Here is a 14,598-nt window from a genome sequence, read left to right as displayed (position 1 = left end):
CGGCGCTAGACGCCCACGGTGAATACCACGCGCCCTACGCCTGGCTCTTACGCCTGATGGTTCTCAAGCCTGGTTGGCCTCAGGCGGCGCGTCGATGGCCCGCGGACCGATGACCCTGTCGATCCACAGGATCGGTTCCTTGATCTCGTCATGCGTGGGCAGGGCCTCGGGCGACTGCCACACCTGGTTGAAGCCGCTCATGCCGACCTCGGCGACGACCCGGCGGACGAACCGCGACCCCTCCGCGTACTGCTTCATCTTCAGGTCGATGCCGAGCAGACGGCGGATCGACCGGTCGAGCCTGGAGCCGCCGTCACGACGCCCCTGGAAGCGTGACCGGATCTGCTGCACCGATGGCACGACCTCCGGCCCGACGGCGTCCATCACATAGTCGCCGTGCCCTTCGACCAGAGTCATGACCGCGGTGAGACGGTCGAGGATCTCGCGCTGCTCGGGGGTCTGGATCGCATCGATGAGGTTGGCGTCGCCACCACGCACGGCGTCCGCGACAGCTTCCGCCGCGTCCTTGATGCGGTCGAGCATCACTCCTGGGTCGAGGTCGGAAGCGAGCAGGAATTGCGTCATCTGGTCTTGCACGTACTCCCGCAACCATGGAACGCCGGTGAACTGAGCGCGATGCGTCTCCTCGTGCAGGCAAACCCACAGGCGGAAGTCATGCGGATCCACACCGAGTTCTTGCTCGACGTGGACGATGTTGGGGGCGACCAGGGTCAGCCGTCCTGTAGGCGCTCGTCCGGACGGGTCCGGTGGGAGGAAGAGCTCGTACTGCCCCAGGACGCGACTGGCCATGTAGGCGAGGATCGCGCCGACCTGCATGCCGGTGACCCGCGACCCGACGGCCTGGACGACGACGTTGCCGGCACCGCCGAGAGGGCCCGGGCTGCGCCCTTCGGTCATCTGCTCCATGAGCGGTTCGAGCACCACCCGGAAACCGTCCACGTTGGCGCGGATCCAGCCGGGCCGGTCCACGATGGTCGCCGGGTCGGGATCGAGCTCCGAGGCCATGCCGGTGAAGTCGCGCACGTGCCCGTGGGCGAGCTTCGACAGTTCCCGCAGCTCCGCCACGACCGCACGGGCCTCGGCGTGGCTGACCTGCGGCCCCGGCCGGACGAGCCGGGTACCGGCCTGGACCGCCACGTTCCAGTCGATCATTGAGGCGCTCATGTACTCCACCGTACGTTTCGGACGTGGCGCCGGAGCGCCCTGCACAGTCGTTCAACGAACAACTGTTCTGGTTATCTCCCGTACGGCTCGCCCCACACTCCACCCCAAACCCCCATTACCTGGAACCCCAGCCGAACACCGCTACCGACCCCAACGCCCCACCCACCCGGGGGCGGACCATACCCCTCCACCCTCGCCGCCCTCGCCACCCCGCGGAAGCCCAACGCGAACTTGTGGATAACCCGACGTCAGCCGCACCCGCACGCGGCCACCGCGGCCGCCAACTGGTCGAGCTTGCCGGGATCGACCGGCCCCTTCCCGTCCCCCGCCATGAACCCGAACGCGAGCAGCCGCCCATCCGCGTCATAAGCGAGTCCCGCCAACGTGCTGACCCCCGCCAGCGTCCCCGTCTTGGCGCGCACCATCCCCGCACCCGCCCGGCTGGACGGCACCGTGTAGCGAGGAGGACTCAACGTCCCGGAGAACCCCGCGATGGGCAGGCCGGTGATGACCGACCGAAGCTCCGGATGGTCCTCACCCGCAGCAAGCGAAACGATTCGAGCAAGAGCAACCGGCGAGATGCGGTTGCGCGTGGACAACCCGCTGCCGTCATTGACCAGGACCCCCGCTTCCACACCCAGCTTGGCGAGAACCTGTTCGACGGCCTGCGCCGCGTCCGCGAACGAAGCCGGACGGCCCAGCTTCAGCGCCACCTGCCTCGCCACCGCCTCGGCCACATCGTTGTCACTGTGGGTCAGCAAATGCTCCACCAGAGCGGACATCGGCGGTGATTGGACGGCGCCGAGCCTCACCGCGCCCTTCTGCGCGAACGTCTTCCGCCCCGCCTTGGCGCCCACCCCGTTCCTGGAGAGCAGCCGTGCGAACTCCGCCGCGGCAACAGCAGGTGGGTCGGAAACCCGCGTCTTCTTGGACGGATCCGCCGGAGCCGCACGTCCCTCATCGACCGTCAGGGCCGTTACAGGCGCGACCTCACCATCGGGCATGTAATTCGGCTTCCACCCAGCAGCGGTGCGAGGACCCTGGTAGGCGGACGCGTCATAGTCCACGCGCACGCGCCGAACACCGGCCGCCTTCAACGCCGAGGCCGTCTGCCGGGCCAAGTCCAGGAGCGAGGCGTACGGCGGATGGTCGGTGTCAGGGCGTGTGGGGAGGGCCGTCAGGGTAGGATCTCCGCCTCCGACGAGTACGATCCCGCCCCCGGTTCCGCGTACGACCTGCGTGGTGATCCGGTGCTCGGGACCCACCGAGGCAAGCGCCGCCACCGATGTCACCAATTTCGTTGTCGAGGCGGGGGTCGCGGGTGTGTCGGCATGGCGCTCGAACAGAGGCCGCCGGGTCGCCGCGTCGATGACCACCGCATTGATCTTCGTTTCAGGCCCCCCGATCAGCGTCGAGAGCCGTCCGCCCAGGACGGACGCGTTGGGCAGACGGCCGGACGCCAGATCAGCTGCGGCGATCGACGTCGAGGCAGGGGCCCGCACGACGTCACGCACCGCCACGCCAGGCGGCTGCGGGGACAAGTGCCGTTCAGGTGTGAGTTTCACCACTGCAAGCCCAGCGGCGACGGCGAAAACGTTAAGGAGGGACAGCGACAGCACCACAAGGGCGGGGGCCCGTCCACGCACGTGACCGTCCCTCTCCCACTCAGCACTCACCAACGTGCGACATCCTTATATAAGGGAAACACTCGCCTGTGGGGTCGGCCTCGCCCACGGGCTCCCGAAAGACTATGTACTGCACGCGCGCAGGGAGCGGAGGACATCTTGGATTTCGACGTCACCATTGAGATCCCGAAGGGCCAGCGGAACAAGTACGAGGTGGACCACGAGACCGGTCGCATCAGGCTCGACCGCATGCTGTTCACCTCGACGCAGTACCCGGCCGACTACGGGTTCATCGAGAACACCCTCGGTGAGGACGGCGACCCCCTGGACGCACTGGTCCTGCTGCAGGAGCCGACGTTCCCGGGCTGCCTCATCCGCTGCCGCGCGGTCGGCATGTTCCGGATGACCGACGAGGCCGGTGGTGACGACAAGGTCCTGTGCGTCCCCGCGACCGACCCCCGGATGGAGCACCTCCGCGACATCCACCACGTCGCCGAGTTCGACAGGCTGGAGATCCAGCACTTCTTCGAGGTCTACAAGGACCTCGAGCCCGGCAAGTCGGTCGAAGGAGCCAGCTGGGTGGGACGGGTCGAGGCCGAGGTGGAGATCGAACGTTCCCACAAGCGCGCGGCGGACCAGGGCGGCCACTGAGCATCGACCGGGCAGGCCGAACGGTTCCACGTCCTGACCCATCGCGAGGCCACGTCAAGACGAGAGCCGGGAGTCGCGGACGGCGCTGATCCGCTCCCCCGTCCAGCGAAACAGCTCGTGAAGAACCCTTCCGCGGGAAACGCCTGCGGAAGGGTTCTCGTCTTCAGCAGCAGCCACGGGCCGCCTGGAGCGCGCCAGAGCGGGGAGCCAGGCGGACACTAGCGCCGGCTTGCTCTCACCCAGAAGGACGGGTCGCCCCGATCAAGTCGCTTCGGTGGATGCTGGAAACACGCACCCGCGCGCCCGTGTAGGGCGCTTCGACCATACGGCCGTCACCGACGTAAATGCCCACATGGTGGATGGTGCTGAGATCGGACGGCTCCCTGGCGAAAAACACGAGATCTCCTGGACGCAACGCATCGATAAGGATGTGCGGTCCCGATGTCCATTGGGTACCGGTCCAGTGGTCCAGGTACACCCCGGCCTTGCCCCATGCATACATCGCCAGACCGGAACAATCGAAGCCTTGCGTTTCGGCTCCCAGTGCCACCCCGTAACTTGGACCAGCCACGGTGCCTCCACCCCATGAATACGGGGTTCCCAGCCACTTCAACGCGGCCCGCGCAGCAATGGCCCCACGCCCGGCGGACATGGCCAGCCCAGGTCGTACTGAATTGGTGAGAGCGGCACGGGCCTTGCGTGCCTCCGCCTTCTCCAGTGCCCGTTCCCGCGCACGCTTGACTCGCGCCGCATGCGCCTGAGCCTTACCAAGACGACGCTCCAGCCGCCGCTTCTCCGCTTCGATTCGGTGTACGGAAGCCTGTTGCCTGGCCACCGCTTCCTGCGCGACACGTTTGGCCTCATCCGCACGGTTCGTCGCAGCCGCCTGCTCTTGGAAAGCCGTCTGTGCCTGGTGCCGGAACAGATCAGCGACGGTCTTCGCCGCCTCGACGCGTTCGACCATGGCAGTGCGTCTCTTGGCAAGCATCTCGACCATTCCCGCGCGGTCCATGAAGCCTTGGGGGCCGCCATGGCCGACGAGCGCGGACGACATCTGGTCGTATCCGGTGTTGTCGCGGTAGATCTGCGCGGCGAAAGATGCCAGTTCGGCCTGGGTCTCCCCTAGTCTCCTGTTCGCCTCGGCCGATCGCGCCAGCGTCTCCCCGTAGACCTGTTGGGAATGCTGCAGTTTGAGTTGTTCACCGTGGTATCGCTCTATGGCGACCTCAGCGGCGACGGCGAGCCGGTCGAGTTCGCCGTCCGCCCGCGCAAGCTCGACCTTGGTCCGGCCGACTTCGGCGGCTTTTTCTCTGACCTCGCGTTCGCTTCGTTCAACGTCGCGCGCGCTTGGGCCGGGCTTGGCGGTAGTACGCGCGGTTGCGGCCGGGACCAAGAGGCTCATTCCCATCGTCAGGCCGGTGGTAAAGGCGACCAGCCGCAGCGCCGCACCGCTGGATGGGGATCGGGACGCATGGCGGGTCTCGACTGTGCCTGATGCCATGATCACGTCCTGCCCTCACCCTGGGCTGCTTAGCGCAAACGATCACCTACGAAGAGTAGTTCTCTCTGGCAAGGGCAGATACTGCCGCCACTCCGTCAGGGGCTTGGCATCGGGCCCGTCGTGGGAGAAATGGTCGCGGGCGATGACCCGGTAGACGGTGACGGGCCTGATTTGTCGCTGGACGGTTGCGGTTCAGGCGACGGTCCTCCAGAAGACGACGGTGGCCTGGACGGTGCAGGCGTTTTGCTCGGGCGCCTGGTAACCGGCGGTGTGGTCGGGTTTCCTGGCCCAGTTCCGGTTGGCTTCGGTGAGGGCGTGGGTTTCGAGCCTGGGGAATCGGGTCGCCAGGTGACGTTCACCCTGCTACCGCCTGGCCGGAACGTGATGGTGCCACTCCCACGGGACTTCGACCGTCGGTCGACGTACACGCGCACCGTCGCCCTCTGGCCCGCCCCAAGGTTTCCTGACGATGGATATACGCGAACGGGTCCGCGGCTCGTCGCACGCCACGCCAGCGGTCTGCGGTATGCCTGGAGTTCTATTGAGCCTGACGTACTCCCCGCCAAGTCCAGGAAGAACGGCGACACCACGAGCTGGCCCTCGGCGGGAGAACCGGACGGCGCGTTCACCAGGACCGGTTCTTTCGAAGGTGGCTGCAATACGGTCGGTGGTACGGCCGGTGCCTGCGCCCCTAACGGGAGTGTCGCGGACACGGAAGCGCCATCGATGCCGACCGGAAGCTCTCCAGACTCCCCCTGTCCCGAACTGGAGTGCTGGGAGGGACCAGAGGCTCCACTAAGACGTGGCTCGACGACGGTGTCCGAACTCTGTCGTTCCGGATCGAGGAACCCGTGCATGGACGCGAACCCCCCACCGAGCAGCAGCGCCACCACCGCCAACACCAGAAAGACACGTGTTGCCTGGGCTCGAAGCCCTGCCGCCTGGGGAACGTCCTCTGCGGCCTGGGCCTGTGCCTGCACTGCCGGGAGGGAATTCGCCCTACGCAAACGGGGAAACCTGACCCGTCGCTCGGGATGTGGTGTCCGCGGTGGTTCAGGCGCCTCTGTGGATTGGACGGGGAACCCGTCCGAGGTGAACTCGGTGACCCTCTTGGAGACGAGGAGCCTGTAGTCGATGAATTCAGGGTCCAGGAAGCAGCCCGTCACCCGTAGCCGCAATTCTGGCGGGAGCTCGGGATCAGGCAGCAATCCGTACACCTTGGTGGCTGAGACGGAGCGGGGACGCAACGCTCCGCAAACGGCACAATCTTGGGTGTGCTCCAGCAGCCGCCCGTTCGCTTCATGGATGAATTCGCCACGCCGCTCCCGGAGCATCCCAACCCGCTCGGCGCAATCGTAGGGGCCGTGATGCGCGAGTATCTCGGCGGTCAGGGCGCTTTCCAGTTCGCCGTGCGCGAGGTCGAGCGCTGATTGCGCGTCCGCGAGCGGCACACCGAAAACCGTGGCCAGATCTGGGACGGACAACTGGTGCCTTACGCGCAACTCCAGAATCTCCCGGGAGAGCGGACTCAGGGCCAGCACCGCCTGCCAAGCCATGATGCGTTGGTCGACGTCGTCCTGGTCGTGGCTGGCCACCGACACGTCCGGCGCCTGGTCCGTGGACGACGGTCTGCGTGCGCATTCCAGTCTTGCGATCGCGTAGAGCCAAGGCCCGAAGCGATCAGGGTCTCGCAACTCGCCGATATACGCCTCGGCGACGATGAACGCATCGCGCAACGCATCCTGGGCCGCGTCCCTGGAACGCAACTGGAACCAGCAGTATGCGTAGAGCCGATCGGCATGCGCGTCGTACACGGCGGCAGGGGCGCCGGGCTCACGCTCAAGCAGCGCCTCTACCAGGTCATGGTCGTTCATGCCACCGAACGTAAAGGTTACGAGCGTTGTCTAGTGGCCAATCCGACACATCAATCTCAGGTGTCGGGGGCCATTCTCATACTTCGCCGATACTTATCCAAGTAATCACAGAAGAGGAGTTCATGAGGATTTGACGCATATCTACTAGATGGATCGCTTGAAAATACTCCTGTGTGCAGTAGACCCGCTCGCGTCATCCGCGTCGCATGGACGACCGCGATCGGATACTCCGCGCGTCGACGGGACTTGATCTTGAGTCGAAGTTGACACTGTCATCGTGACAGTGTCATCATTGCGGCATGGACGTCGTCTGGACGATCAGCGAGCTGGCGGAGAGCGCCGCCGCGGCCCTCGCCGCGGACGGGTCCGCGCAGGTCAGTGGTCGGGTGCGCGACCTGCCCAACGAACGGCTGATCCGCTGGTACACCACGATCGGTCTGGTCGACCCGCCGCTCGGCCGCCGCGGGCGCACCGCCCTGTACGGCCCACGCCACCTCCTGCAGCTCGTCGCGGTGAAGCGCCGCCAGGCCGCCGGCCGCTCGATCGCCGAGATCCAGCTCGAACTCGCCGCCGCCACCGACGCGACCCTCGAACGCATCGCGGGGCTCACCTCCGCCGAAGGTCGACCCGACGCACTCCCACCCAGCCCGGCACTACCGGACGGACAACGAGCGCACGCGACTCACGCGGATACCCCGGCGCCCCCTCTCTCCGACAACAGCGAACCGCCACCCGACGACCCCGCGAACACTCCGCCGACCGATTCGCACACTCCAGGGACTCCCGCCCCGGCGCAGCCCCCAGCCGGGGCGGCGAGCGGAGCGACCCGGAGCGGCTTCTGGAAGAACCGTCCCGACCTGGCGTATGAGCGGGCCATCGCGGCCACCGACGACCTTGACAGGCCACGACCCCCGGTCGTCCAGGGTGTTCGGCTTGCGTCCGGCCTCACCCTTCTCCTGGACGTCCCCTCACTGAGCAACGACGACCTGGCCGCCATCGAGCACGCCGCTCGCCCGCTGCTCGACGAACTACACCGACGAGGCCTCCTCACCGACGGGGAGAGCCTCGCCCCGAGCCCCGCGTTCATGCCCGTCGATCCCTCCCGGAGGTCCACGTGACCGTGCGCATACTGCCGCTGCCCGACACCGCGTCGCCGGAGCCCGATCGCGGCCTGGGCGCGCTCACCACCGACAGGGGCAACCTGCCGCTCGACTCTGTCGACGTACACGCCTCCATCACCGGACTGGCCGCCGGAATCGAAGTCGTCCAGGGATTCCGCAACCCGTTCGACATGCCGCTGGAGGCCACCTACGTCTTCCCGCTGCCCGACCGCGCCGCCGTGACCGGGCTGCGCATGGAGGCCGCCGACCGTGTCATCGAGGGGACGCTGAAGGAGCGCGGCCAGGCCCGGCAGGACTACGACGCCGCCGTCGCCGCAGGGCAGCGCGCCGCGATCGCGGAAGAGGACCGTCCGGACGTCTTCACCATGCGGGTGGGCAACATCCTGCCGGGTGAACGCGTGACGATCAGGCTGGCGCTCGACCAGCCGCTGCCGCACGAGTCGGCCTCCAGCGCGACGTTCCGTTTCCCGTTGGTCGTCGCGCCTCGCTACATTCCCGGCGCACCACTGGACGGTGAGCGCGCGGGTTCCGGCACCGCCGACGACACGGACGCCGTCCCGGACGCCTCCCGTATCAGCCCGCCCGTCCTGCTGCCCGGCTTCCCCAACCCGGTACGGCTGGCCGTCACCGTCGACATCGACCCGGCGGGGCTGCCCCTGACGCAGCTCCGCTCCGCGTTGCACGTCGTGGCCGAGGAACGCGACGGCGAGCGGACCACCGTACGGCTGCGGCCGGGCGAACGCCTCGACCGCGACTTCATCCTCCGCCTCGACTTCGCCCCGCAGGAGAGCGCGGCGCTCTCCCTGGTCCCGGACGGGTCAGGCGAAGAAGGGACGTTCAGCCTGACAGTTCTGCCCTCCGGGGACGTGCGGCCGAATCCCCGTGACGTGGTTCTCGTGCTCGACCGGTCCGGCAGCATGCACGGCTGGAAGATGATCGCCGCCCGGCGCGCCGCCGCCCGCATCGTCGACACCCTCCGTGCCGAAGACCGGTTCGCCGTCCTGTCCTTCGACAACAGCATCGAAAGGCCGCGCGACCTCGGAACCGGGCTGGCCGAGGGCACCGACCGCAACCGGTTCCGCGCGGTCGAGCACCTGGCGGCGGTGAGTGCGCGGGGCGGCACCGAGATGCTCGCCCCGCTCGACGAGGCATGCCGCTTGCTCGCCGACCCCGCGCGCGACCGCGTGCTCGTCCTCATCACCGATGGGCAGGTCGGCAACGAAGACCAACTCCTCGCTCGGCTGGAACCGCATCTGCACGGCGTGCGCGTCCACACAGTCGGGATCGACCGGGCGGTCAACGCGGGCTTTCTGAACCGCCTCGCCACCATCGGCCACGGGCATTGCGAACTGGTCGAGTCCGAAGACCGCCTCGACGAGGCGATGGAGCACATCCACCATCGCATCGCCGCGCCGCTGGCGACCGGCCTGTCTCTGCACCCCGACGGGCTGGAGATCGTCCCCGGCTCCGTGGCGCCCGCCCGCCTCGGCGCGCTCTTCCCCGGCGTGCCGCTGGTGATCACGGGACGTTTCCGGGGCGCCGCGTCCGGCTCGCTGTCGGTCCGTGGCACCGCGTCCGACGGGACGGCCTGGGAGCAGCACGCGGCCGGAGCCGTCGCCGATCGCTCGGCCGCCACGTCCATCTGGGCGCGCGCGCATCTGCGCGACCTGGAGGACCGCTACACCATCGGCGGTCCCGATGACCTGGAGCAGCGCATCATCGAGACGTCCCTCAGATTCGGCGTGCTGTGCCGCTTCACTGCCTTCGTAGCGGTGGACAGCCGCGTGGTCGCCGAGGGCGGAACCCCGCACCAGGTCGTCCAACCGGTCGAGACACCGAGCGGTTGGGCGGCGCCGGCGCCCGCCGCGCCGAGGATGACGTACGCCGCGTTCTCCGCCGCCCCGGAGGCGGTCATGCCGCCGAGCGCAGCACCACCGCCCGCCATGCCCCCGGCACCCGCCGGCCCGCCCCCGACCGGATACGGCTTCGCGCCGGACACTGCCCGGCCCCGGCGAGGCTCCGCCCGTCCGCTCGCCGAACAAGCCACCGGGTCGGCTCCGTTGCGCCGCACCCGTCCCGTGCCTTCCGAAAAGGGCTTCCAGCAGGAGCTGGCGACCGTGCTCGACCGCCTCCGCCGGGTCCCGGACGCACACGACCGACGCATCCACCACTTGATGGGCGAGCTCCTCCCCATCCTGGAGTCGATCGTCCAACGAATGGAGGCGGAACAGCTCGACACCAGAGCCCTCACCGACCTACGGGACGAGTTGCGCCGTCTGACGCCGGCGTCCGACCAACCCACCGTCGAAGCCCAGTGGGCCCGGGCCCTCCAAATCCTTAGCGACTTCCCCCAAGAGTCGAAACCCCGCCGCCCCTTCTGGAAACGAGGTTCCTAACCGGTCGAAGCCGCGGCAGCTCCGCAACCCATCCAGTTGGAGGTCGTCGGTGGGAACAGGGCGAAAAGAAGTGCGGGGACGCACTGCGAGCAGTGCGTCCCCGCCAGGTCGGTCAGGCGTGCTTCGGACGGTAGTGGCGCAGCAGCGGCACCAGGTTCAGGACGAGGCCGACAACGGCGACGGCGCTGACCAGGTTGACGCCCGGGTGGAACTCGCCGAAGCCGTCACCACCCGCGGCCGTCCCGCCCGCGACCAGGGCCGTGACCAGGGCCAGCACCAGCGCGGCGCCGACCTGGCCCGACGTCTGGACGAGCCCGGACGCGAGCCCCTGCTCGGAGTCGTCGATCCCGTCGGTCGCCTGTCCCATGATCGAGCTGAAGCCGAACGCGAACCCGCCGCCCAGCAGCAGCATCGTCGGCAGGATCGTGAACATGTAGTGCGGCGAGTTCCCGGCCGTGGCCAGGAACCAGCCGTAGCCGAGGGTCAACGACGTCATGGAACTGATGATCAGCGGTGCGGTGCCGTACCGGTCGATCAGACGGCCGACGAACGGGGAGCCGAAGGCCACGAGAAGCCCCGCCGGGAGCAGGCCCATGGCCATCTTCAGCGGCGACCAGTGGAGGACGTCCTGCAGGTAGAGCGTCATCATGAACTGGAAGCTCAGGTACGACCCGAACAGCGCGACGATGCTCAGGTTCGCGCGGACGATCGAGCCCGCCCGCAGGATGCCGAGCCGGATCAGCGGGTGCCGCACCTTGTTCTCGGTGACGAGGAACGCGGCCAGCAGCACGACCGCGAGCAAGGCCGAGCCGACCGTGACCGGGTCGAGCCAGCCCCGGTCGGGGGCCGAGACGACGGTGTAGACCGCGAGCAGCATGCCGCCGGTGAGCGTGACCGCGCCGACGAGGTCATGGCCGCCGTCCGCGGCGGGCTTGTCCCGCGGGATCAAGGCGATGCCCGCGACCAGGGCCATGACGGCAAGAGGCACGGGCGTCAGGAACGTCCAACGCCAGCCGAAGCTCGTCAGCAGCCCGCCGAGGATCAGTCCGGACGAGTAGCCGCTCGCGCCGAAGACCGAGAAGACGGACAGCGCGCGGTTGCGCGCGGGTCCCTCATGGAAGGTGGTGGTCAGGATGGAGAGCGCGGTCGGCGCGGTGAACGCGGCGGCGAGCCCCTTGACGAAACGGGTGGCGATCAGCAACGTGCCGTCGTTCACCAGTCCGCCGACGAGTGACGCGACGGCGAACACGGCCAACGCGGTGAGGAAGACCCTGCGGCGGCCGAGCAGGTCGGCGGTACGGCCACCGAGTAGCAGCAGGCCCCCGTAACCGAGGACGTAGCCGTTAACGATCCACTGCAGCGACGTCGTGGAGAGACCGAGCTCGGTACCGATCGACGGAAGCGCGACGCCCACCATCGAGACGTCGAGTCCGTCGAGGAACAGCACGGCGCAAAGGACGGCGAGGACCCCCCACAGCCGGGGAGTCCAGGTCTGTTCGGCCGACGCGCCGTCGGCGGCCGGCGCACGGACGGCGGAGGCAGGTGAGGTGTCAGTCATAGTCACGTCGAAGGACAGTACATGCACATGCATCCAATGTCCACGCACTAAATGTTCTGGAATCTAATTCAGGTGCATCTAATGTGCATGCATGGTAGGATGCGCCGCATGAAGGCGGAGGCTGCACTGGTCGGCCGGTGGCGCGAGCTGGCGACCTGCTACAACACGGTCGCGTGCGCCCTCGACCGCGCCCTCCAGGAGGCCCACGGGCTCAGCATGAGCGAGTACGAGACGCTCGACCGCCTCGTCGACGGCGACTGTGAGAAGCGCCGCATGCAGGAGATCGCCGCGGCCATGTACCTGAGCCAGAGCGCCCTCTCCCGCACGGTCGCCCGCCTGGAGAAGCACGGCTACGTCCAGCGCGGCCTCTGCGAGAACGACCGCCGCGGAGTCATCGTCGAGATCACCGAGGCCGGCCGCCGCTGCCACGCCGAGGCCCGCGACACCCATCTGAAGATCCTCGCCGAACACCTCGCACCCAGCCCGTCAACGCTGGCGCCCGCATAACCCTGCGGGAACCTCAGCCGGACCGTCCCCCGGCCACGGGCCGGCACCGACGCACCACTCCCCCCGACACGCTCACACGACCGAGCAGACGCCGCGCGCATCGTGATCGACGCGCGGATGCCGCACATGAGCGCCGACGAGCAGTTCCGCTACGGCCTGGAGCGGGTCTTGGACTGCATCGCCGCCGTCCTGCCCACCGGCCCGGCGGCGCTCCGGACGGCAGACCGGTGCGAGAGTCGACAGACCGAACCTCTGCCCCCTGCCGCTGGCCCTTTGACCGTCCACAGCCCCCGTAGGCGCAACGTCCCTGGCCCCAGGCCCTCCCGGATCCTGAACTCCGGGGCGGTGCACGAGTCCAAATGAGCGTCTCGGTGACTCGAGCAATGGGGTCGCAAGGACCGCGTCCGTGAGCCGGCGCGCCAGGTTCCGGCGCCTCCGGCCAGTGCGGGGGCCACGATCACGACACGGCGGCCAGCAAGATCCTTGGATGTATGCGCTCTGCGTCACACATCGGTCTGGCACCTGATGTAGGCGTGTTCCGGACGTACCGCACCATGGACGCGTTCCGAGTCAGAAGTCGTGGGTCGTCGTGTGGCTGCGACGCGACGTTTCGGGCACGCAGCAGCGCGTGATCTGATTTCGTGAGTTGCGTCATCGGGTCTTTGCGTGGTTCATGGACGGATGCCGTTGCGGCGAAGGCAGACGCTCCGGACCACCCGCCAGGCGCGACCCTGCGGCGCGTCCGTCGCGCAAGGAACATGGTTCGACCTGCCCCGAAGCCGTGTCGCCAACGGCCGGTCCAAGACAAGACCCCGGCCAAGGGAGCCAGAGCGGAGGCGTTTGTGGGTTCTCGCGTGTTGCTCCGCCGTTTGCGGGCGGCGGACGAGGAGGAGTTCGTCCATCTCGCCAAGCAGAGCGCGGACCTACACGGGAGATGGGTCAGGACACCCACCGATTCGGAGGGCTTCCGCGACTATCTGGGACGGTTCGCGGACCCCACGGTCGGCGAAGCACTGTTGATCAAGCGGCGCGACACCGGAGCGATTGCTGGCCACGCCACGCTTACCGGCATCGTCCGGGGACCGTACGAACGAGCGGTTCTCGGTTTCGCGGCATTCGCACCGAGTGCGGGACAGGGCTTCATGACAGAGGGAGTCGGGCTGACCGTCTTCTACGCCTTCGACCAGTTGGGCCTGCACCGCGTCGAGGCGGACGTTCAGCCCGGCAACGAGCCGTCCCGGCGACTCGTCCAACGACTCGGATTCCGGCGCGAGGGCTTCTCCCCCGACTTCATCAACATCGGTGGAATCTGGCGCGACCACGAACGCTGGGCGATAACCGCAGACATGACCGCGGACCTCCCCCGCTGCACCTCAAGAATCCTCCCCTGACCTGCCGCCCGATACCCGGCATCCGCGCCACAGAGTCTCGCGGCTAGCCGGTCACAGGACGACAGAGCCCACCGAGATCCGCGCCGACTCCAGGCCGGGCGCCCGGGCTCCTGGCTGGCGTTCCCGTCCACGTCGTGGCCGCCGCTCGGGCACGCTGCCCGGCCATCACGCTCCGCGTTGACGCGGTTCGCGTACTCGCGGCGGGCCTTGGGCTGTGCCGGAATCGCTGCGGTGTTGTCGAGCGGCGGGCAGTGGTCGAGGAGTTGGCGGTGGACCCCTCTGCGTGGTGCTGACCCGCAGGGTACAGCCCTGGCCGCGTCGCACGGTCACGCCCTGGTGGAGCGCGCCGCGCTCGGCGGGCTCCAGTTCGGCCGCGCGTAGGAAGTCCGCGACCTTGCCCGGCGTGTCGAGGACGACCGGCAGTTCCGGAGCTGGGGTGTCCCGGTCGGCGGCTGTGTATTCGGGCATGAGGTCGGCGACGGCGGTACGGATGGCACCGCGGCTGACGTGGTGGTCGCGGGCCAGGGCGGCGCTGGCTACCCGGTCCTGGCCGAGGACGTCGCCCGGCTCTCCCCCTTCGTCCGAGAGCACCTCAACGTGATCGGCAAGTACAACTTCACCCTCCCCGACCTGGGCAAAGGAGGCATCCGCCCCCTGCGCGATCCCGACGCCGACGCCGAGGAACCGGCCGACTGAGCCACCAGTAGCCGGCGCCGCGCCAGGGCAGGCGGTCACGGCGGCATGCCCACGTTCACTGGCGCGCGCAGGACGCCCCCATCCCCGAGAGCG

Annotated in this window: 11 protein-coding genes; 7 read left to right on the top strand and 4 right to left on the bottom strand. The window is 68.3% G+C overall.

What is annotated here, in order from left to right; genetic code table 11:
* Positions 1-63: 63 nt before the first annotated feature.
* Complete coding sequence (locus tag FXF68_RS11900; RefSeq protein ID WP_148759374.1) at positions 64-1,173, bottom strand: zinc-dependent metalloprotease; 1,110 nt, start codon at positions 1,171-1,173, stop codon at positions 64-66.
* 260 nt (positions 1,174-1,433) lie between these two features.
* On the bottom strand, positions 1,434-2,705 hold the full coding sequence (gene dacB, locus FXF68_RS11895; protein WP_246178634.1) for a D-alanyl-D-alanine carboxypeptidase/D-alanyl-D-alanine endopeptidase: 1,272 nt from the start codon (positions 2,703-2,705) through the stop codon (positions 1,434-1,436).
* 264 nt (positions 2,706-2,969) lie between these two features.
* Here dacB and FXF68_RS11890 point away from each other — a divergent pair, with 264 nt between their 5' ends.
* The gene (locus FXF68_RS11890; RefSeq protein WP_148351039.1) at positions 2,970-3,461 is read left to right on the top strand and encodes an inorganic diphosphatase; all 492 of its coding nucleotides are present in this window, start codon (positions 2,970-2,972) and stop codon (positions 3,459-3,461) included.
* Positions 3,462-3,696: 235 nt separating this feature from the next.
* Here FXF68_RS11890 and FXF68_RS11885 read toward each other — a convergent pair whose 3' ends face one another.
* On the bottom strand, positions 3,697-4,962 hold the full coding sequence (locus tag FXF68_RS11885) for a C40 family peptidase (RefSeq protein ID WP_148758963.1): 1,266 nt from the start codon (positions 4,960-4,962) through the stop codon (positions 3,697-3,699).
* 1,274 nt (positions 4,963-6,236) lie between these two features.
* On the opposite strand from FXF68_RS11885, the gene FXF68_RS43030 reads away from it, so the two are divergent.
* The 3 genes from FXF68_RS43030 (at position 6,237) to FXF68_RS11870 (ending at position 10,353) form a co-directional block, all read left to right on the top strand.
* Positions 6,237-6,392 (top strand): hypothetical protein, encoded by a 156-nt coding sequence (locus tag FXF68_RS43030; RefSeq protein ID WP_222869895.1) that lies wholly within the window; start codon positions 6,237-6,239, stop codon positions 6,390-6,392.
* Between the two features lie 743 nt (positions 6,393-7,135).
* Entirely contained in the window at positions 7,136-7,954 is an 819-nt protein-coding gene (locus tag FXF68_RS43795; protein WP_148758961.1) for a helix-turn-helix domain-containing protein, read from the top strand.
* Complete coding sequence (locus tag FXF68_RS11870) at positions 7,951-10,353, top strand: VIT domain-containing protein (RefSeq protein WP_148758960.1); 2,403 nt, start codon at positions 7,951-7,953, stop codon at positions 10,351-10,353. The genes FXF68_RS43795 and FXF68_RS11870 overlap by 4 nt, the downstream gene beginning before the upstream one ends.
* 112 nt (positions 10,354-10,465) lie before the next feature.
* Here FXF68_RS11870 and FXF68_RS11865 read toward each other — a convergent pair whose 3' ends face one another.
* The gene (locus FXF68_RS11865; RefSeq protein ID WP_222869936.1) at positions 10,466-11,911 is read right to left on the bottom strand and encodes an MFS transporter; all 1,446 of its coding nucleotides are present in this window, start codon (positions 11,909-11,911) and stop codon (positions 10,466-10,468) included.
* A gap of 108 nt (positions 11,912-12,019) precedes the next feature.
* On the opposite strand from FXF68_RS11865, the gene FXF68_RS11860 reads away from it, so the two are divergent.
* From FXF68_RS11860 to FXF68_RS11840, 3 genes are all read left to right on the top strand, one after another.
* Complete coding sequence (locus FXF68_RS11860; RefSeq protein WP_148758958.1) at positions 12,020-12,418, top strand: MarR family winged helix-turn-helix transcriptional regulator; 399 nt, start codon at positions 12,020-12,022, stop codon at positions 12,416-12,418.
* 842 nt (positions 12,419-13,260) lie between these two features.
* The gene (locus FXF68_RS11850) at positions 13,261-13,809 is read left to right on the top strand and encodes a GNAT family N-acetyltransferase (protein ID WP_246178633.1); all 549 of its coding nucleotides are present in this window, start codon (positions 13,261-13,263) and stop codon (positions 13,807-13,809) included.
* Positions 13,810-14,316: 507 nt separating this feature from the next.
* A complete protein-coding gene (locus tag FXF68_RS11840; protein ID WP_148758956.1) occupies positions 14,317-14,505 on the top strand; it encodes a hypothetical protein in 189 nt (62 codons plus the stop codon).
* Positions 14,506-14,598 lie beyond the last annotated feature (93 nt).

The organism is Actinomadura decatromicini (assembly GCF_008121305.1).
In the GTDB taxonomy this organism is placed as follows: Bacteria; Actinomycetota; Actinomycetes; order Streptosporangiales; family Streptosporangiaceae; genus Spirillospora; species Spirillospora syzygii.
The sequence above is the reverse complement of the archived record's forward strand: the minus strand, read 5'-3'. Positions and strand labels throughout refer to the sequence as shown.

Coding starts and splice junctions, on each gene's coding strand:
- FXF68_RS11900 (WP_148759374.1), bottom strand. CDS start 1,173: ATGATCGACTGGAACGTGGCGGTCCAGGCCGGTACCCGGCTCGTCCGG.
- FXF68_RS11885 (WP_148758963.1), bottom strand. CDS start 4,962: ATGGCATCAGGCACAGTCGAGACCCGCCATGCGTCCCGATCCCCATCC.
- FXF68_RS43795 (WP_148758961.1), top strand. CDS start 7,136: ATGGACGTCGTCTGGACGATCAGCGAGCTGGCGGAGAGCGCCGCCGCG.
- FXF68_RS11865 (WP_222869936.1), bottom strand. CDS start 11,911: ATGACTGACACCTCACCTGCCTCCGCCGTCCGTGCGCCGGCCGCCGAC.
- FXF68_RS11860 (WP_148758958.1), top strand. CDS start 12,020: ATGAAGGCGGAGGCTGCACTGGTCGGCCGGTGGCGCGAGCTGGCGACC.